This window comes from Herbaspirillum huttiense, from assembly GCF_004367745.1.
GTDB classification, from domain to species: Bacteria; Pseudomonadota; Gammaproteobacteria; order Burkholderiales; family Burkholderiaceae_D; genus Herbaspirillum; species Herbaspirillum huttiense.
The window spans coordinates 504,845-523,219 of sequence record NZ_CP037993.1 but is presented as its reverse complement, the minus strand read 5'-3'; the positions used below and the strand labels follow the sequence as shown (position 1 = coordinate 523,219).

19 protein-coding genes are annotated in these 18,375 nt (G+C 64.1%); 3 read left to right on the top strand and 16 right to left on the bottom strand.

Annotated features, from left to right (window positions below):
• Window positions 1-20 precede the first annotated feature (20 nt).
• From E2K99_RS02375 to E2K99_RS02360, 4 genes are read right to left on the bottom strand one after another with little or no spacing between them, the layout of a single operon-like run.
• Window positions 21-1,487, bottom strand: a complete 1,467-nt coding sequence (locus E2K99_RS02375) for an FAD-binding domain-containing protein (protein WP_134221219.1) — start codon at window positions 1,485-1,487, stop codon at window positions 21-23.
• Window position 1,488: 1 nt separating this feature from the next.
• Window positions 1,489-1,911: a thiol-disulfide oxidoreductase DCC family protein gene (locus E2K99_RS02370; RefSeq protein ID WP_134221218.1), complete on the bottom strand. Its 423-nt coding sequence runs from the start codon at window positions 1,909-1,911 to the stop codon at window positions 1,489-1,491.
• Window positions 1,898-3,223, bottom strand: a complete 1,326-nt coding sequence (locus tag E2K99_RS02365; RefSeq protein ID WP_134221217.1) for an FAD-binding domain-containing protein — start codon at window positions 3,221-3,223, stop codon at window positions 1,898-1,900. Before E2K99_RS02365 ends, E2K99_RS02370 begins: the two co-directional genes overlap by 14 nt.
• A gap of 11 nt (window positions 3,224-3,234) precedes the next feature.
• A complete protein-coding gene (locus tag E2K99_RS02360) occupies window positions 3,235-3,411 on the bottom strand; it encodes a DUF2256 domain-containing protein (protein WP_084320263.1) in 177 nt (58 codons plus the stop codon).
• Window positions 3,412-3,507: 96 nt separating this feature from the next.
• On the opposite strand from E2K99_RS02360, the gene E2K99_RS02355 reads away from it, so the two are divergent.
• Window positions 3,508-4,527 carry a MerR family transcriptional regulator gene (locus tag E2K99_RS02355; protein WP_084320261.1) on the top strand — a complete coding sequence of 340 codons (1,020 nt, stop codon included), beginning with the start codon at window positions 3,508-3,510 and terminating at the stop codon, window positions 4,525-4,527.
• Between the two features lie 80 nt (window positions 4,528-4,607).
• Here E2K99_RS02355 and purH read toward each other — a convergent pair whose 3' ends face one another.
• The 9 genes from purH to tyrS form a co-directional block, all read right to left on the bottom strand.
• Window positions 4,608-6,179: a bifunctional phosphoribosylaminoimidazolecarboxamide formyltransferase/IMP cyclohydrolase gene (gene purH / locus E2K99_RS02350; RefSeq protein WP_034341574.1), complete on the bottom strand. Its 1,572-nt coding sequence runs from the start codon at window positions 6,177-6,179 to the stop codon at window positions 4,608-4,610.
• Between the two features lie 108 nt (window positions 6,180-6,287).
• A complete protein-coding gene (locus E2K99_RS02345; RefSeq protein ID WP_006463627.1) occupies window positions 6,288-6,521 on the bottom strand; it encodes a Fis family transcriptional regulator in 234 nt (77 codons plus the stop codon).
• A 192-nt stretch (window positions 6,522-6,713) separates the two neighbouring features.
• Entirely contained in the window at window positions 6,714-7,733 is a 1,020-nt protein-coding gene (gene dusB / locus E2K99_RS02340) for a tRNA dihydrouridine synthase DusB (RefSeq protein ID WP_134221216.1), read from the bottom strand.
• A 161-nt stretch (window positions 7,734-7,894) separates the two neighbouring features.
• Window positions 7,895-9,262 carry a type II toxin-antitoxin system HipA family toxin gene (locus tag E2K99_RS02335; RefSeq protein ID WP_134221215.1) on the bottom strand — a complete coding sequence of 456 codons (1,368 nt, stop codon included), beginning with the start codon at window positions 9,260-9,262 and terminating at the stop codon, window positions 7,895-7,897.
• On the bottom strand, window positions 9,256-9,525 hold the full coding sequence (locus E2K99_RS02330) for a helix-turn-helix domain-containing protein (RefSeq protein ID WP_134221214.1): 270 nt from the start codon (window positions 9,523-9,525) through the stop codon (window positions 9,256-9,258). The genes E2K99_RS02335 and E2K99_RS02330 overlap by 7 nt, the downstream gene beginning before the upstream one ends.
• Before the next feature lie 137 nt (window positions 9,526-9,662).
• On the bottom strand, window positions 9,663-10,307 hold the full coding sequence (locus tag E2K99_RS02325; protein ID WP_121042637.1) for a histidine phosphatase family protein: 645 nt from the start codon (window positions 10,305-10,307) through the stop codon (window positions 9,663-9,665).
• Between the two features lie 14 nt (window positions 10,308-10,321).
• Window positions 10,322-10,969, bottom strand: coding sequence for a YbhB/YbcL family Raf kinase inhibitor-like protein (locus tag E2K99_RS02320; protein WP_134221213.1), 648 nt, complete (start codon window positions 10,967-10,969; stop codon window positions 10,322-10,324).
• A gap of 87 nt (window positions 10,970-11,056) precedes the next feature.
• The gene (dtd, locus tag E2K99_RS02315; protein WP_134221212.1) at window positions 11,057-11,539 is read right to left on the bottom strand and encodes a D-aminoacyl-tRNA deacylase; all 483 of its coding nucleotides are present in this window, start codon (window positions 11,537-11,539) and stop codon (window positions 11,057-11,059) included.
• A gap of 12 nt (window positions 11,540-11,551) precedes the next feature.
• The gene (tyrS, locus tag E2K99_RS02310; RefSeq protein ID WP_134221211.1) at window positions 11,552-12,814 is read right to left on the bottom strand and encodes a tyrosine--tRNA ligase; all 1,263 of its coding nucleotides are present in this window, start codon (window positions 12,812-12,814) and stop codon (window positions 11,552-11,554) included.
• A 244-nt stretch (window positions 12,815-13,058) separates the two neighbouring features.
• Here tyrS and E2K99_RS02305 point away from each other — a divergent pair, with 244 nt between their 5' ends.
• Window positions 13,059-14,456: a M23 family metallopeptidase gene (locus tag E2K99_RS02305; protein ID WP_034341584.1), complete on the top strand. Its 1,398-nt coding sequence runs from the start codon at window positions 13,059-13,061 to the stop codon at window positions 14,454-14,456.
• Window positions 14,457-14,536: 80 nt separating this feature from the next.
• Window positions 14,537-15,655: an anhydro-N-acetylmuramic acid kinase gene (locus E2K99_RS02300; protein ID WP_134221210.1), complete on the top strand. Its 1,119-nt coding sequence runs from the start codon at window positions 14,537-14,539 to the stop codon at window positions 15,653-15,655.
• Window positions 15,656-15,824: 169 nt separating this feature from the next.
• On the opposite strand, the gene E2K99_RS02295 is transcribed toward E2K99_RS02300, so the two are convergent.
• From E2K99_RS02295 to mtgA, 3 genes are all read right to left on the bottom strand, one after another.
• Window positions 15,825-16,295 (bottom strand): glycine zipper 2TM domain-containing protein, encoded by a 471-nt coding sequence (locus tag E2K99_RS02295; RefSeq protein WP_034341587.1) that lies wholly within the window; start codon window positions 16,293-16,295, stop codon window positions 15,825-15,827.
• 135 nt (window positions 16,296-16,430) lie between these two features.
• Entirely contained in the window at window positions 16,431-17,396 is a 966-nt protein-coding gene (gene corA, locus E2K99_RS02290) for a magnesium/cobalt transporter CorA (RefSeq protein WP_039789235.1), read from the bottom strand.
• Window positions 17,397-17,593: 197 nt separating this feature from the next.
• Window positions 17,594-18,301 (bottom strand): monofunctional biosynthetic peptidoglycan transglycosylase, encoded by a 708-nt coding sequence (gene mtgA, locus E2K99_RS02285; protein ID WP_034341590.1) that lies wholly within the window; start codon window positions 18,299-18,301, stop codon window positions 17,594-17,596.
• Between the last annotated feature and the right edge of the window lie 74 nt (window positions 18,302-18,375).

Sequence of the window (18,375 nt, the reverse complement as noted above, 5' to 3'; positions counted from 1 at the left end):
GATCAGGCGGGCTTCCCGCGTCAGAACAAGACGCCCTGCCCCGGATCCGCCATTTTCTGGCGCGTGCGGCGCTGGGTGGTCGAGGGCAGGCCGCTCTTGCACGAGCCGTGCTTCTCCTGGATGGCATCGGCTTCCGCGCGCGCGCTACTGCTGCTGCGCTGGCCGTAGAGGGCATCCTTGGCCTGCTTGAGCGCCGTCTTCTCGTCCACGATGGGGTCGGGATAAGCCGCCGTACCGACTTCCGGCACCCAGCGCCGCACGTACTCGCCCAGCGGATCATGATCGCGCGCCTGCTTGGCCGGCGAATAGATGCGCAGGGTATTGATGCCGGTGGTGCCGGATTGCATCTGCATCTGGCTCCAGTGGATGCCCGGTTCGAAATCCAGGAACTGCCGCGCCAGGAACAGCCCCGGTGCGCGCCAGTGCAGCCACAGGTGATAGGCGGCAAAGCTGACCAGCATGGCGCGCATGCGGAAGTTGAGCCAGCCGGTGGCGCACAGCTGGCGCATGCAGGCATCGATCATGGGATAGCCGGTGCGGCCTTCGCACCAGGCATCGAAACGCGCCTGCGCCTCCACGCCCCACGGACCGCCATCGCCCGGACGCAAGCCATCCAGCGAACGCGCCACGTTGCGCCATTCGATATCGGGCTGGTCTTCCAGCTTCTGCATGAAGTGGCAATGCCAGCGCAGGCGACTGGAAAAGCCGCGCAGGCCATACGCCAGCTCGCGGTCAGCCGTGTGTTCGATGGCCAGCTCGGTAGCCTGGTGCACGCTGCGCATGGAAATGGTACCGAAGGCCAGATGCGCGCTGAGCCGGCTGCAGGCGTCGGGTGCGGTCAGCGGACTGGACATGCCGCGCCGGTAATCGCGCCCGCCGCCACCGAGGAAGGCGCGCAGCGTATCCCACGCTGCCGCCTCGCCGGCGGGCGGTTGCAGGCGCGCCTCGGGCAAACCCAGTGCGGTCAATGTGGGCAGCTTGTCGGGCTGCATCCCTTGCGGCGCACGAAAGCCGACAGGATTGGCAATCTGCACCGCCTCCATGCGCTGCACCCAGCGCGCGGCCCAGCCATCGCGGCTGCGCAGGCGGCGCACCACACCGGTTTGAGGAAACTCCTGCCACTGCACGCCCTGGATGCGGCTCCAGCGGTTCACCGAAATATCGCGCGCATAGCTCCAGGCCGGACCGGTTTCTTCGTGGCTGAAGAGATGGGTCACGCCCCACTCGCGGCGCAGAGATTCCAATACCTGCACCGCCTCGCCAATGCGCACCAGCAACGGCAGGCCGCGCTGCTTCAATTCGATCTGCAGGGGGGCCACGGAGCGCAAGAGGAAATCCACATGACGCGGATCACATTCAAAACTCTGCAGCCATGCAGGCTCGATGATGAAGACCGCAAACGCACGCTCACACCGCGCCGCCTCGGCCAGCGCCGCGTGATCGCGCAAGCGCAGGTCGCGCTTGAACCAGACCAGGCCGACGCTCATGTCAGCCTCGGTCCTGGCGGCGTTCGAGCCGCACCACCAGCCGTTGCACGGCCGGACGCACGCGCAGGAAGCCGCGATAGCTGCGCTCCATCAGCCACAGCATGCCGGGCAGACGCGCCAGCCGGGCCAGCCAGCGCCATCCAGGCAAGGTGGCCCACAACTGCACGAAGGCCTCGGCACCGCTGAAGACCACGCCATCAGCGCGACGCACATGGAAGCGCGCCAGCAACTGCTCGCGCGTCATGCCCGCAGGAAGCTCTGTGGCGGGCAGATCCGGGCGGCTGATATCACAAAAGCGCAGCGGGGCATCCTCCGCGCCGCGCTGGTACACGCCGATCTCGCGCCGGCACAGCGGACAGGCACCGTCATACAGCACGGTAATCTCTTCCTGTGGCGGACGAGGGTCAGGGTCAGGCTCCGCCATCGCGCCGCTCCTTGCGCTCGGTGCGCGCCAACAGCTCGGCGGCGCTCTGCAGGCCTTGCGTGCTGCGCCGCCACCATTGGGTGAACAGGTCGCTGGGCTTGTCCACCACAGGGAACAGTTCCGGCGCTGCCACGCATTGTGCCCACAGCGGCAGCCAGGGGGCCAGATGCGGATCGGCCACACAACGAACGCTGCGGGCAGTCTTGAGGGCGCGGCCGACGGTGGCTGCGTCGCCGTGCCAGCACAGCGAGGTCAGCTCGCGCATGCGCGCACCGACGAACTCCCAACGGCGCTGGTCCCACGGCCAGAGCAGATGGAAGTCAGACAGATACAGTCCCACCACTATGGTGTCAGCCGGCAGATCGGCGGGCAACTCGCCCAGGCTCCACGGATGGACCAGCCAGACATCACGTCCGGCTACCGCTTCCGCCTCCGGGGTCAAACTGCCCAAATGTTCAGGTGGCACTGGCAGCAGGGCCGGCTCCTTGCAGCGTTCCCGCGCGCGCTGGGCGGGTTCGGCGGCTACCGGGTCGGGATTGAGGGCGATTTCGCCCAACACTTCATATGAGGTGTCTACCACCGTGCCTGGGCTGTGCCACTCGTCCGGGGCGTACTTGGCCACGTTCTCGGCATTGAACAGATAAGGCTTGTGGCTGCCGGTCCCGGCCACCCACTGCCAGCTCAGATGATTGCTGGCCAGGTCGCCATCCAGCAGATGGCCGACCATCCAGTCCGCCCCCGCACGCCAATGCACCTTGCGCAGATGCACCACATAGCTGGCCAGCCACATGCGCGCGTGGTTGTGCAGGGTGCCGGTGGCATACAGGGTGCGCACGGCCTGGTCGATCACCGGCAGGCCGGTGGCAGCTTCGCGGATATCGGCCGGCAGTTCGCGCGCATAGGCCGACTCCGGCAGCGGGCCGGCGTGCAGCGAATCGAAGATGCGCGCCCCGCGCCTGGCCCACACGTAGCGATAGAAGGCACGCCAGCCCAGCTCATAGACGAACTTGTGCTGCACATCCAGCGCCTGGCGGCTGCACACGCCCGCCAGCACCTCGCGCAGGCTGACGAAACCGTGCGTGAGATAGGGCGACAAGCCGGTCACCGCCCCATCGAGGCTGTTGCGGGTGCGGGCATAGGCGCCGGGACGCACGGCGGCGATGCGCTCGCGCGCGGCGGCCAGGGTCGGCAGCAAGGGCAGCAGCGCCAGCGGTCGTGGTGCAGGGAGCGCAGCGACAGCAGCAGGGGCGGCGGGTGCGTCTTCCGGGGAAGGGGACTCCAGCACCAGGTCGAATTGATGTTTGCGATACATGGCTCGACTCCTCAAAGGCCAGGGTGGGCGCGCTTGCGGCGGCAGGCTTCGGAACAGTATTTGACCTCGTCCCAGTTCTTGGCCCAGGCGCGCCGCCAGGTCATGGGCAGGCCGCACACGGCGCAGGGCTTGCTGGGCAAGTGCGCCTTGTTGCCGCGATGTCCGGTGACTTGGCTTTTCTGTTTCATGACTCAGGATTGTACTGAATAAATGCGTCACACTTGACTCATGACGCCAAATTAGCGTCTATAATCTGTGTCAAACATGATTCACCGGAGCCCATCATGAGCCTTGCGCAATCGACCTCTTCCCCTGCCCTTGCGGCCGACAAACCTGCTGGCGAAGCCTTGCGCCGCACTGGCGCGGTGGCGCGCATGCTGCGCATGCCGGTGGCCACGCTGCGGGTGTGGGAGCGCCGCTATGCGCTGACCCAGGGCCAGCTGTCACCGAGCGGCCAGCGCCTGTATTCGGAAGCCGATGTGCGGCGCCTGGCGCTGATCCGGCAGTTGACCGAACTGGGCCACGCCATCGGCAGCCTGGCCGGACTGGATATGGATCAGTTGCAGCAGGTGGCGGCCACCCACGCGGAACTGCACGCAGCCCGCCCGACGCCACCGGAAGCGGTGCAGGGGCAATGGCGGCTGGCGGTGATCGGCTCCACCCTGGCGCAGCGCCTGGACAAACCCGGCCTGCTGCAGCGCCTGGGCCGTCCGCTGCAGTTGCTGGGTCCGTTCGAGAGCATCGAACAGGCGGCCATGGCCTTGAAGCGGGAAGAAGTGGATGCCCTGCTGCTGCACGAGCCGCAGTTGCACGCCGGCTGGCTGGGCGCGCTGGAGAGTTCGGCACCGGCACTGAGCGGGCTGCCGATGGCGGTGCTGTATGGATTTGCCAGCGAAGCCGTGTGCGAGACGCTGGCGGCGGTGGGCATCAGCCTGCTGCGTGCGCCGCAGCCCGATGTGGTGATCCTGCAATGGCTGCGCGGCCTGGCGGCACTGTCGTCACCGGCGCGCGATGAAGAGGCAGGCGACAAGGCGCTGCCGCCGCGCCGCTGGGATGACAATGAATTGATCGCCTTTGCCAACCAGTCCACCACGGTGGCCTGCGAGTGCCCGCGCCACGTGGCGGAATTGCTGATGCAGCTGTCGCAGTTCGAGCGCTACAGCGCGCAATGCGCCAACCGCAACGTGGCTGACGCACAATTGCATCAATACCTGCAGCAGCTGACCTCGGAATCGCGGCAGCGGTTTGAGGCGGCCTTGACTCGCATTGCCATCCATGAAGGAATGATCAGCGAGAACAGCTGAGCCCTGCGCACTGCGGCACACGAAGCACCAACTAAAACGCCCGGCATGAAGCCGGGCGTTTTCGTTGGATCTGGCAGCGATCAGTGACGGAAGTGACGTGTCCCCGTCAGCAGCATGACGACATCACGCTCATTGGCCGCATCGATGACTTCCTGGTCGCGCATGGAGCCACCCGGGTGGATGACGCAGGTGGCACCGGCATCGACCACCACATCCAGGCCATCGCGGAACGGGAAGAAGGCATCCGACGCCACGGCCGAACCGGCCAGGGTCAGGCCGGCATTCTGCGCCTTGATGGAGGCGATGCGCGCGGAATCGATACGGCTCATCTGGCCGGCACCGACGCCCAAGGTCATGCCATTGCCGCAGAACACGATGGCATTGGACTTGACGAACTTGGCCACGCGCCAGGCGAACATCAGATCCTGCAATTGCTGCTGGGTCGGCTGCTTCTTGCTGACCACCTTCACATCGGCCAGCAGCACGTTCTTGGCGTCCGGCGACTGCACCAGCAGGCCACCGCCGACGCGCTTGAAGTCGTAGCCATTCAGACCGGTGCCCAGCGGGATTTCGAGCAGGCGCACGTTCTGCTTGGCAGCGAAGATCTGCTTGGCTTCAGCGCTGAAAGACGGGGCGATCAGCACTTCCAGGAATTGCTTGGCCACCGCTTCGGCCGCTGCCGCGTCCACTTCGCGGTTGAAGGCGATGATGCCGCCGAAGGCCGAGGTCGGGTCGGTCTGCAGGGCCTTGCTGTAGGCTTCCAGCGGGTGGGCACCGATGGCCACGCCGCAGGGATTGGCGTGCTTGATGATGACGCAGGCTGCTTCCGTGGCCGGGTCGAAGCTCTTGACGCATTCCCAGGCAGCATCGGCATCGGCGATGTTGTTGAAGGACAGTTCCTTGCCCTGCAGCTGGGTGTAGTTGGCCAGCGCGCCATCGACCTTCTTGATGTCGCGGTAGAAGGCAGCGCTCTGGTGCGGGTTCTCGCCGTAGCGCATGTCCTGGACCTTCTCGAAATGAAGGTTCAGGGTCGCGGGGTAGGCGCTGCGGGTGCTGTGCTGCTTGTCTTCACCCAGGGCGGTGAAGTAATTGGTGATGGCGCCATCGTATTGGGCGGTGTGGGCGAAAACCTTCTTGGCCAGCGCGAAGCGCTTTTCGTAGGGCAGGTCGCCACCGGACTTCAGCTCGGCCAGCACGCCTTCATAATCGGTGGGATCGCAGATGACGATCACGTCCTTGTGGTTCTTGGCCGAGGAACGCAGCATGGCCGGGCCGCCGATGTCGATGTTTTCGATCGCATCTTCCAGCGAGCACTCATCCTTGGCCACGGTCTGCTGGAACGGGTACAGGTTCACCACCACCATGTCGATGGTGGGGATGCCGTGCTGTTCCAGCGCAGCGACGTGCTCGGGGAAATCGCGACGGGCCAGGATGCCGCCATGGACCTTGGGATGCAGCGTCTTCACGCGGCCATCCAGCATTTCCGGGAAACCGGTGTAGTCGGCCACTTCGGTGACCGGCACGCCATTGTCGGCCAGCAGCTTGGCGGTGCCGCCGGTGGACAGGATGTTGACGCCCATGGCGGACAGTGCGCGCGCGAAGTCGAGCACGCCTGCCTTGTCGGATACGGAAATGAGTGCTTGTTTGATCATGGTAGGCAAGACTGGTAAGGAAAAGGAAACCTGAAAAACCGTGGAAGGAAGCTGCACCCGCGCACCCTCCCGGCGCCCGCCCTGGCGCGCCGGCAAGGCCGCTGGCGGCTACAGCAGGCCGTGCTGCTGCAGCTTCTTGCGCAGCGTGTTGCGGTTGATGCCGAGGATCTCGGCGGCCTGGGACTGGTTGCCCTCGGCGCGCGCCATCACGGTCTCGAAGACCGGTTTTTCGACCGTGGCCAGCACCATGTCGTAGACATTGGTCGGTAGCTGTTCACCCAGATCCCGGAAATATTTTTCCAGGCTCTTCTTGACGACATCCTCAATACTTTCTTTGCTCATTGCTCTGCTGCTTCTGTTCTTGTCGGTGTCACCCCGCAAACCTGAATGCGCCGTTTTCCCGCGGGCGCGATGGTGCGTGGCGATGCCGTGTTGTTGATCAATTGCGCCGCTGTTGCTGCTTGCGCGAGCGCATCCGATACCCTTGTTGTCCTGTCGTGCTGTCCTGCCGTCCTGCCGTCCTGCGGTGTTGCTTCAGGCGGCCAGGGCTACCTCGTCGGCCAGTCCGTATTGCAGGCGATCGCCATGCACGGCCTGCTCGGCAAAGAACTGCCGCACCGCCTGCAACTGCTGGCCGCAGTCTTCGATGCGGTTCATGCTGCGGCGGAAGGTCTCGCCGCCCGGCAGGTCACGCACATACCAGCCGATATGCTTGCGTGCCGTGCGCACGCCCAGGTAGTCGCCATAAAAAGCGTAGTGGGCTTGCAGGTGCTCATCCATGAGGTGCGCCACCTCGGTCACCAGCGGTGCCGGCAGGTGCTCGCCGGTGCGCAGGAAGTGATCGATCTCGCGGAAGATCCAGGGCCGTCCCTGGGCGGCACGACCGACCATGACGGCATCGGCCCCGGTCAGGCGCAGGACCTCGCGCGCCTTCTCGGGCGTGGTGATGTCGCCATTGGCCACCACCGGGATCTTCACGGCCGCCTTCACGGCGGCGATGGTCTCGTACTCGGCTTCACCGCTGTAACCGTCGGCGCGGGTGCGGCCGTGCAGGGTCAGCATGGCGATACCGGCGGCCTCGGCGCGGGCGGCAATCTTGAGGGCGTTCTTGTTGGCGCGGTTCCAGCCGGTGCGGAATTTCAGGGTCACCGGCACATCCACCGCCGAGACCACAGCGTCCAGGATGCGCGCCACCAGTTCCTCGTCCTGCAGCAGGGCCGAACCGCACCAGCTGTTGCAGACCTTCTTGACCGGGCAGCCCATGTTGATGTCGATGATCTGCGCCCCGCGCTCGACGTTGTACTTCGCGCAATCGGCCAGCATGACGGGATCGGCCCCGGCGATCTGCACCGCCTTGGGTTCCATCTCGCCATCGTGGTTGATGCGGCGCGAGGTCTTCTCGCTCTGCCACAGGCGCGGATCGGACGCGGCCATTTCCGAGACGGCATAGCCCGCCCCCAGCTGCTTGCACAGCTGGCGGAACGGACGGTCGGTCACACCCGCCATGGGGGCGACGAACACGTTGTTGCGCAGGGAATAGGGCCCAATGTTCACGACGTGGATAGGGGGAGATACGGGGAAGGGCGCTATTTTAGCGCGATTGCCTGCCTCGCCCAACAAGAATCGGGCGCGGTTACATCTTTGGGGCTGATTATTTATTGGGCAGCGGAGATTGTTGGATAAATGCCAATTCGCAGTATCAGTCGACGGGAATCTCACGCTGATTCCACGAAGGCCAGCAGGCTGTCTGCCGATTGGCGCAAGCCTTTGAGGATCGCAGCGGCCACTTTGGGCGGGAACCCCTCCGGCAGATCGGCTTGCACGGTGGCAATGACTTTCTCGGTGTGCTCGCCCAGTTCGCGCAGCAGCGCCAGCGGCCCTTCGCCGTTCTCGGCCACGATCCCGAAGTGCGCACCGAGGGCCGCCCAGTGACGTGGCAGGATATCTTTCATCCTGCGATGCACGTTGCGGGACCGTACTGCCATCGCCATGGCAGCCCGATGCGGCGACAACTTGCCGGGCCCTTCGCCGATCAGGGGCAAGACAGACAGCACGTCATACAGCGGCGTCAGTTCGTATCGGCCACCGGGCTTGAGGAAGAGCGAGAAATTCTTGGCATGGCCGTCGGTAGCCCACAACATCCAGAACAACATCTGGGCCTGGAAGAAGTACCGACGCGCGGCCACCGGATCGATGGCACCGCCCAACAGCGCCATGATCTCCTTCATGCCCGGACCACCGTCGGCTTCATATTTGCGCCAGGGTGAAATCCCGCTGGCCTGGCACAGGTCTTCCTGCGGCAAACGCAGCAATACGGTCTGCCCGCTGACCGGATCGCGATGCCAGCGGCGGTCGAAGCGTTCCACCGACAACACCCGCTGCGCTCCAAAACGCAAGATTTCGCAGGTGGCCACCGGCATGCCATAGGCCGCCAGGATACGTGAGCACAGCCATTCATTCTCGACCGAATGGCGCAGATCGAGCTTGAGGCCACCGACCACACCCATGGGCAATTTCAGGATGTGCGTAGTGGGAGTGCTGCCGTGAGGCAGGCACCATTGCTCTTGGTACCACAACAGGGCGGTCTTTTCCTGGGCACCTGCCAACGAGAGACGCAGCTCTTCATCGTTCTTCAGGCCCAGGGGCATGGGCTCCGTAATCTGATGCAGCAACTCTGCGACTTCGTTGTCACTCAAGGGCCTGGACTCGATCACCGGTCTGGCTGAGGGCACCACGCCCGCCGGCAGAATCTGGAGCGCGCCCACGCAATCTCGGCCCGCTTCGGCCAGCAGTGCAAAGGCATCGGTGTCGGCGGCCTGGTAGCGGCGTGCGAGGCGTTCGCGGATGAGCTTGCTGTCGGGAAGCAGGTTGTCGAAATAGTGATGGACGATCTCGCCGCGATGGGGTGGATTGCCGGGCTTGAAAGGCAGCGACAGCGACAAGGGCCGGCCGCCGGGCGATGCCACCCACTGCGGGTCGTAGTGCAGGCTGTCGCCTTGCGCCGTGATGGCCCAGGTGCCAATGAAACTGCCATTCATCCACAGGCCCAGCTCCCTGGGCTTGCGACGCTGCGCGGTCACCATGAAGCGTCGTCGGAAGGGGGGGTATCGCTCTTCGGGAGCGTATCGTCCGCCTTGCGCAGGACCAGCTCAACGCCCAGGATGTTGAGCAGTTCTACCAGCCGGTCGGCACTGACCTTGTCAGCGTTGCGCTCCAGCGAAGACAGGTTCTGCTGGGTCACGCCCAGGCGACGGGCAACCTCCGTCTGGGTCATGCCGGATTGCTTGCGGTAGGCCTGCAGCAGCTGTGGCAGCTGGTGGCCAGTACGGACGGGAAATTCACTCATACAACCCCACTACGAAGTGATGTGAAACAAATCATACGTTGTTTCGCACATTTACGCGTTGTGGTTTGTATTTGGCCAAAACAAATTTAAATTTGTATTTTTAATTTACAAACCACAGGTTGTGAAAAGGAAAAGAGTCAGCGATCCACCTCATCCAGCGTCTCGCGCTGGAGATGCCCGATCTCGCCCCAGGAGCGGATGTGGGCACGTTCGCCATCCCAGTGCAGGCGATTGACGCTGGCGTTGAAGATGTCAAAGCTGCGTGGCTGGGCGAAGGAAGTCTGGCTGGCCCAGTGATGCACGCACTCCAGCACGCCGCCATGCGTGACGATGGCCACCTTGCGATAGCGGCCCGAAGCCAGCACGCGCTGCACGGCCGCCACCGAACGTTCATAGAATTCGCGCATGGTCTCGGCGATGCGCTCGCCGGCGGGATAGCGGAAGTCCGGCTCGCGCGCCTTCCACTGGCGATACGCCTCCGGATAGCGCGCTTCGATCTCGGTATGGCGCAAGCCCTCGAAGCCGCCGTAGCAGCGCTCGCGCAAGCCCGCATCGATCTGCACCGTCAATCCCGCTGGCCCGGCCACGGCCTGGGCCGTATCACGCGCACGCTGCAGGTCGCTGGCGAAAACGGCATCGATGCCCTCCCCCGCCAGCGCCTCGCCCAGCGCCAGGACCTGGCGCTGGCCGGCTTCATTCAAGCCGATGTCGATATGCCCTTGCAGGCGCTTGTCCACGTTCCAGTCGGTTTCGCCGTGGCGGATCAGCAGGATGTCGGTCATGCAGTGCAGTCAGGTCAGCTACGCGGTACCGCGTTGGGGTTGAGGGTGTAGAGGCCGGTGAGGGACGCCTGATCCAGCACATGGTCGCGCAGCGCAGTGACCACCACCGAACCTTCCAGGTTGCCGACCACGGGCAGCTGTTCCACGTCCAGCGCGTACAGCGTGAAGATGTAGCGGTGCACCAGCGCATCGTTCCACGGCGGGCAGGGGCCGTCATAGCCGAAGTAGTCGCCGCGCATGTCGCCGTCACCGGCGAACCAGCCGGTGTAATCGTTGATGCCCTGGCGCGCGCCCGGCATCACATCGCCCAGCACCGCCGGACCCGGCTTGCCGCGCGCGGTCACGCCGTTGCTGAACTGGCCGGCCTTGATTTCGCTCACGCCCGCCGGAATGTCCACCAGCGTCCAGTGATAGAAATCCACACGCGGCAGTTCCAGCGGCACGGTCTTGCCTTCCTGATTCACATCATCGCCGAGCGAAGGCACGTCGGGATCATGCACCACCAGCGCCAGCGACTTGGTGCCGGCCGGCAGATCGCTCCAGGCAAAGTGCGGATTGCGATTGGCAGAGAGCGCCACGTGCGTCTTGGGATCCATCACCGCAAAGGCGAATTCGCCCGGGATGTTGGCACCGTCCTTGAAAGAATCGCTCCAGAATTTCATATCACCTCCTAAAAGTAAGGCCACATGCAACACGCATTACGAATCCATTTGGGGACGCGCCGCCCGGCTTCAATGCCGGGCTCGGTTTTATTCAGTAACGTTCATATCGGCAGCCGGCGCCTTGGGCTTGACCTGCAGCCAGAAGGTCACCGGACCGTCGTTGGTGAGCGACACCTTCATATCGGCTCCGAAGCGCCCTGTTCCCACCCGTTCCTCGCCATGGCGCGCACGCGCCTGGGCCACGAAGTGGTCGAACAGTTGCCGTCCCAGTTCCGGTGCCGCCGCCGGCGTGAAGGACGGGCGCGTGCCTGAATTGGTATCGGCCGCCAGCGTGAATTGCGGGATCAGCAGCAAGCCGCCTTGCACGTCGGCAACGCTGCGATTCATCTTGCCGGCCTCGTCGCTGAAGACGCGATAGGCCAGCAGCTTCTTCAAGAGGGCGTCGGCTTCGGCCGGGGTGTCATGGCGCTCGGCGCAGACCAGCACCATGAGCCCGGTGCCGATGCTGCCCAGCGTCTGGCCATCCACCACCACCGAGGCCTGGCTGGCCCGCTGCAAGAGGGCGATCATGCGCGTTCCAGCTTACGCCAGGGTGACGCGGGCGAACTTGCGCTTGCCCACTTGCACCACGCACTGGCCGGCCTCGACCTTCAGGCCCTTGTCGCTGATGACGGTGCCGTCGATGCGCACACCGCCCTGCTCGACCATGCGCAGCGCTTCCGAAGTGGAGGCGCACAGGTTGGCCTGCTTGAGCAGCTGGCCGATGCCCAGCGGCGCGCCCGACAGCGAGACTTCAGGGATATCGTCCGGGATGCCGCCCTTGGAGCGGTTCACGAAGTCGGCCAGCGCATCTTCCGCGGCCTGCTGCGAGTGGAAGCGGGCGACGATTTCCTGGGACAGCGCCACCTTGATGTCGCGCGGGTTCTTGCCGGCCTCGACCTCGGCCTTGTAGCCGGCGATCTCGGCCATCGAACGGAACGACAGCAGCTCGTAGTAGCGCCACATCATCACGTCGGAAATGCTCATCACCTTGGCGAACATGGTGTTGGCCGGCTCGGTGATGCCGATGTAATTGCCCTTGGACTTGGACATCTTTTCCACGCCGTCCAGGCCTTCCAGCAGCGGCATGGTCAGGATGCACTGCGGCTCCTGGCCGAAATCCTTTTGCAGTTCGCGGCCCACCAGCAGGTTGAATTTCTGGTCGGTGCCGCCCAGCTCCAGGTCCGACTTCAGGGCCACCGAGTCATAACCCTGCATCAACGGGTAGAGGAATTCATGCACCGAAATCGGCGTGCCTTCCTTGAAGCGCTTGGTGAAGTCATCGCGCTCCATCATGCGCGCCACCGTGTAGCGCGAGGCCAGCTGGATCATGCCGCGGCTGCCCAGGGCATCACACCATTCGGAGTTGTAGCGGATCTCGGTCTTGGACGGATCCAGCACCAGGCTGGCCTGGGCGAAATAGGTCTTGGCGTTGATCTCGATCTGCTCGCGCGACAGCGGCGGGCGCGTCGCATTGCGGCCGGACGGGTCGCCGATCATCGAGGTGAAATCGCCGATCAGGAAGATCACCTGATGGCCCAGGTTCTGCAGCTGGCGCATCTTGTTCAGGACCACGGTGTGGCCCAGGTGCAGGTCGGGCGCGGTCGGGTCCAGGCCCAGCTTGATGCGCAGCGGCTGGCCGCTTTGCTCGGCGCGCGCCAGCTTTTGCGCGAATTCGCTTTCGATGAGCAGCTCATCGATGCCGCGCTTGGTGATGGCCAGCGCTTCCTGCACCTTGTCGGTGAGGGGCAGGCGGGAAGGAGCTGCTTGGGCAGCGGCGGCGGAGGTGGACTGGTCGGCGTTCATCGATATAACTAAAAAATTGGCTTTTGTAGGACAGGACCGCTAAATCGTGTTGCTATAATTCCGACTTTCGTTTTTTCTGCCCAGCGCCAGGACGCGGCCTCAGAAGCTCAGCAGCAGGAAAACGTTCTCGACCCGTAGGCGATGTTACGCGGGCGCAACACGGCGGGGGGACAGGAAACGCCGCATTGCAGCCATCACCCGCCATCCGCCACGGAAACGTCAGATTTTAACGTATTCGGTTTGCATGTTCCCACAAGATAAACTCAAGCACGTCTCGTCCCTGTGCTTCTCCGCGTTGCAGTCCTGCCACCACAAAGTCGCCGCTTCCTCGCCCAAGACCCGCATCATCGGTGCCAGCGCCCTGTTCCTGGCTGCCTTCACCATCGGTGCCGCCGGCTTCGCCCCGGCCGAGCCGGACCTGCGCGATGCCCCGGTGAACCCGATTTCCAAGGAGCTGGCCCTGCCCGACCTGCAACAGCAGATCAGTGCACTGGAAGAGCGTTCGCAGTATTACGTCAACGAAGAGAAGGTCCGCAGCGGCGACACCCTGGCCACCCTGCTCAACCGCCTCGGTGTGGATGACGATGAGGCCACCGCCTTCATCAAGTCCGATACCCTGGCGCGCACCGTGATGCAGTTGCGCGCCGGCAAGCGCGTCGTGGCCCAGACCGATGACAACGGCGAGCTCATCAAGCTCTCCGCCACCCTCGACGACGGCAGTGACACGCCCAAGAACCTGGTGATCGCGCGCCACGACGGCAAGCTCACCGCCGAAGCCCAGCCCGCCGTGCTGGAGCGCCGCGTGGAAATGCGCGCCGGCACCATCTTCTCCTCGCTCTTCGCCGCCACCGACAACGCGCAGATCCCCGATGCGGTGGCCATGCAGCTGGTGGACATGTTCGCCACCAACATCAACTTCGCCTCCGACCTGCGCCGTGGCGACCGTTTCAACGTGGTCTACGAGACCTTCTATCAGAATGGCGACCTGGTGCGCACCGGCCGCGTGCTGGCCGGTGAATTCGACAATGCCGGCAACCGCTACCAGGCCGTGTGGTTCAGCGACCCGGCCAGCAAGACCGGCGGTGGCGGCTATTACGCCTTCGATGGCAAGTCGCTCAAGAAGGCGTTCCTGAAGTCGCCCCTGGCCTTCACCCGTATCTCTTCCGGTTTCTCGATGCGCCTGCACCCGATCCTGGGGCAGTGGAAGCAGCATACCGGCGTGGACTTCGCCGCCCCGACCGGCACGCCCATCCATGCAGCAGCCGATGGCGTGGTCGATTTCGTGGGCCAGCAGAATGGCTACGGCAACATCGTCGTCATCAAGCACTGGAGCGGCTACTCCACCGCCTACGGCCACATGAGCCGCTTCGCGCCCAACATCAAGAAGGGCATGAAGGTCAGCCAGAATGACGTGATCGGTTTCGTCGGCATGACCGGCTGGGCCACCGGCCCGCACTTGCACTACGAGTTCCGCGTCAACAACCAGCCGCGCAATCCGCTGTCGGTGGAGGTGCCCAACAACCAGGCCCTGACCGGCCCGCAGTTGCAGCGCTTCCGCACCGTGGCCGCCGACATGCAGCATCGCATGGCCATGCTGCGCGTGCCGGGTGCGCCCGATGTGAAGCTGGCGGCAGCCAAGTAAGACTGGGCTGTCCGAACTCCCCGACCAGGGCGGCGCTGTAGAATCAGCGGCCGCCCTTTTCTTTTTACGAGCTGCCTGCCATGAACGATTCTCCCTTTTTGACCATCGGCCTGATGTCCGGCACCAGTCTTGACGGCGTCGACGGCGTCCTGGCCGCCTTCGATGGCCAGACGATCACCGCCACGCTGGCGGCGGCTTACGTGCCCTTCCCCGCCCATCTGCGCGCGGACCTGATGGCCCTGCAGGCCGCCGGGCCCAACGAGATCGAACGCGAAGCCCTGGCCGCCAATGCGCTGGCCGTGCATTACGCCGACTGCGTGGCGCAACTGCTGCTGCAGGCTGGCAAGACGGCGGCCGACGTGCACCTGGTGGGCGTGCATGGACAGACCATCCGCCACCGTCCCGAACTCGGTTTTACCCGCCAGACCAACAACCCGGCACTGCTGGCCGAACTGTGCAACATCGATGTGGTGGCCGACTTCCGCAGCCGCGACGTCGCCGCCGGCGGCCAGGGTGCACCGCTGGTGCCGGCTTTCCATCGCGCCATCTTCGGCGATGCGGCGCAGTCGCGGGTGGTGGTCAATATCGGCGGCATCGCCAACATCAGCATCCTGCCGGCGGGGGAAGACGGCGCTTACGGCTTCGATACCGGCCCCGGCAATGCGCTCATGGATGGCTGGATTCATTTGCACCAGCAGCGCGCCTATGATGCCAACGGCGACTGGGGCGCCTCGGGACAAGTGCACGCAGGACTGCTGGCGCAATTGCGCGATGAACCCTTCTTCCGCTTGCCGCCGCCCAAGAGTTCGGGACGCGACCTGTTCCATCTCGACTGGCTGCAGGCGGCCCTGCTGCGCACGGGCGATGCAATCGCCCCGGAAGATGTGCAGGCCACGTTGACGCTGCTCACGGCCAGCACCATTGCCGACGCCATCGTCGCGCACGCACCCACGGCGCAGCAGGTCTATGTATGCGGAGGCGGCGCCGAGAATGCCTTCCTGATGCGGCTGTTGCAGCAGCAACTGGACAGCCGCGCAACCGTGCAGTCGACGGCCGCTCTGGGCGTGTCTCCGCAGCATGTGGAGGCGTTGGCCTTTGCCTGGCTGGCGCGGCGCTTTGATCTGCGGCTGCCGGGCAACCTGCCGGCGGTGACCGGGGCACGCGGCTTGCGGGCGCTCGGCGCGTTGCACCCGGCCTGAGGTCCGATCGCAGAAACGAAAAAGCCGTCCGGTGCATGGCACGAACGGCTTTCTCTTTAGCGCTTCATGATGTTTGGCGCCTGTTTCAATACCGAACGGGTCGGTATCAAAATGAATTCAACAATCAGTAATATCAGTAATGGCGCTTGATGACGCTTGCTGACGGCGATCAATAACGGCTGATGCGGCCGTTATCCAGTCGCACACGATCCCCCACGCGGAAATCGGTATTGTCTTCCTGCGCGAAGGTCTGCAAGGAGCCATCGCTCATGCGCACGCGGATGTTGTAAACCTGGCGGCCGGCAGAGTTATTGCGCTCGACCTGGTTACCGGCATAGGCACCACCGGCGGCACCCGCGACCGTCGCCAGCACGCGGCCGGTGCCGCCGCCGACGGCATTGCCCAGCAGGCCACCGGCCACGCCACCCACCACCGCACCGGCCACGCCGCTGCTTTCCTTGTGGGTCACTTCAATGGCTTCCACGACGCCGGTACCGGAATAGGACGCCACGCGTTCATAGTTCTGCGAGGTCGGTGCCGCGCCATAAGGGGCTTGCTGCGGACTCGCGCAGCCGATCAGCAGACCGGCGAAACTGGCGCTGATCACGGCCAGCGAGATGTAGTGATGACGGACGGACATGGTGTTCTCCTCTGCACAAATGCACGAATGCGATGGACGATGTTCGCAGTGTGCCGCGCAGCCTGCATGCGCGGCATCGGAGAAGCCCGGCAATGCTTGTCGGAGAAATGAGGACGTCGCCGTCAGCAGACAGTCTCAGTTGAGCCAGCCGCGCCGACGGAAATACCAGAACGGCGCGATGGCCGACCCGACCATCATCAGGATGGCCAGCGGATAACCCACCACCCAATCCAGTTCCGGCATGACCTTGAAGTTCATGCCGTAGATGCTGGCGATCAGCGTCGGCGGCAGGAAGGCCACCGAGGCCACCGAGAAGATCTTGATGATCTTGTTCTGGTTGATGTTGATGAAGCCGACGGTGGCATCCATCAGGAAGTTGATCTTGTCGAAGAGGAAGGCGGTGTGGCCATCCAGGGATTCGATGTCGCGCAGGATCTGGCGCGCATCCTCGAACTGCTCCGAACTGAGCAGACGTCCGCGCATCAGGAAGCTGACCGCGCGCCGCGTATCCATCATGTTGCGGCGGATGCGGCCGTTCAAGTCTTCTTCGTGGGCGATGGTGTTGAGCACTTCGGCGGCGGCCTGGTCGGAGAGGCTTTTCTTGAGCACGCTGGTGCTCACCGCTTCGAGCTTCTGGTAGATGCCTTCGAGGGCATCGGCCGAATATTCGGCATCGGTCTCGTAGAGGTCGAGCAGCACGTCGCGGTAGTCGCCGATGGAACCGGGCCGCGAGCGCGCACGCATGCGCACCAGGCGGAACACCGGCAGGTCTTCCGCATGCACCGAGAACAGGATGTTGCGTGCCAGGATGAAGGCCACCGTCATGGTGGAGGAAGAATCGTCGTCGCCTTCGAAGAGGAAGTCGGTGCGCAGGTGCAGGTCGCCGTTCTCGGCTTCGAAGTAACGGGCCGAGGCTTCGATGTCGCTGAATTCGTCCTCGTCGGGCAGGGTCACGCCGTAGATGCTCTTGACCCAGGCGCGCTCTTCGTCATTCGGTTCGGTCAGGTCCACCCAGACCGGCGCGGCCTGTTCGAGGTCGGTGCGGCTGTCGATGTTGACCTGGCTCAGCCGTCCGTTTTGCAACACGAATACATTGATCATGGGTTCTCGCTCGGTGGAACGCGGGGGGAAGAGTCCCGGGTGAAATGCGGCAGCCCGTGGCGACAGGCGCGAAACGTGCGCAAGTGTACGTTCAAGCCCCGTGCCAGGCAAGCGCCAATGCGCCGCATGCCGCACGGCTGTGGCGAACCGAGTGCGCTGTCATACGGCGGTCATGTGGCTGCGGCAGCAGCGCAGGATTACTTGTGCGTGGGCGGCAGCGTGGCTGCGTTCATGCGGCGCAGGATCAGGCTGGTGCGCGCGGCCAGATAGCCGGAGCCGCGATTGCGGTCGTAATAGCGCGGACGCGGCAGCATCACCGCCAGCCGTGCCGCCTGTTCGGCGCCGAGATTGGCGGCCGTGGTGCGGTAGTAATGCTGGGCTGCGGCCTCGGCACCGAAGACACCGTTGCCCCACTCCACCACGTTGAGGTAGAGCTCGAAGATGCGCTGCTTGTCGAGCAGGAATTCCAGCATGTAGGTGATGATGAATTCCTGGCCCTTGCGCAGGTAACTGCGCTCGCCCGATAGGAACAGGTTCTTGGCCAGCTGCTGGGTGATGGTGGAACCGCCGGCCACCACCTTGCCCTTCTTCTCGTTCTTTTCGTAGGCCTTCTGCAGGGCCTCCCAGTCGATGCCGTCATGCTCGGAGAAGTTGGAGTCTTCCGAGGCGATGATGGCGCGCTTGAGATTGTTGGAGATGCGAGCGTAAGGCACCCAGCGGAATTGCAGCTGGGCATTCGGGTCCTTCTCGCGCAGGATCGACAACTGCTGGCGCATGAAACTGGTGGACTCCGGATTGTGATCCTTCCACCACCAGATCTGGACGAAGAAGTACAGCTGCAGCAGCAGTACCAGGGTGATGGGCAGGACGATGATCCAGAAGAGCAGCTTGCGTAGCGATTTCATGAGCCGGTTGTTGTTTTGTTGCCGTGTTCTGTCGATCCGGGAAATTCCGTCATGGTGCGATCCTGCAGAGATGC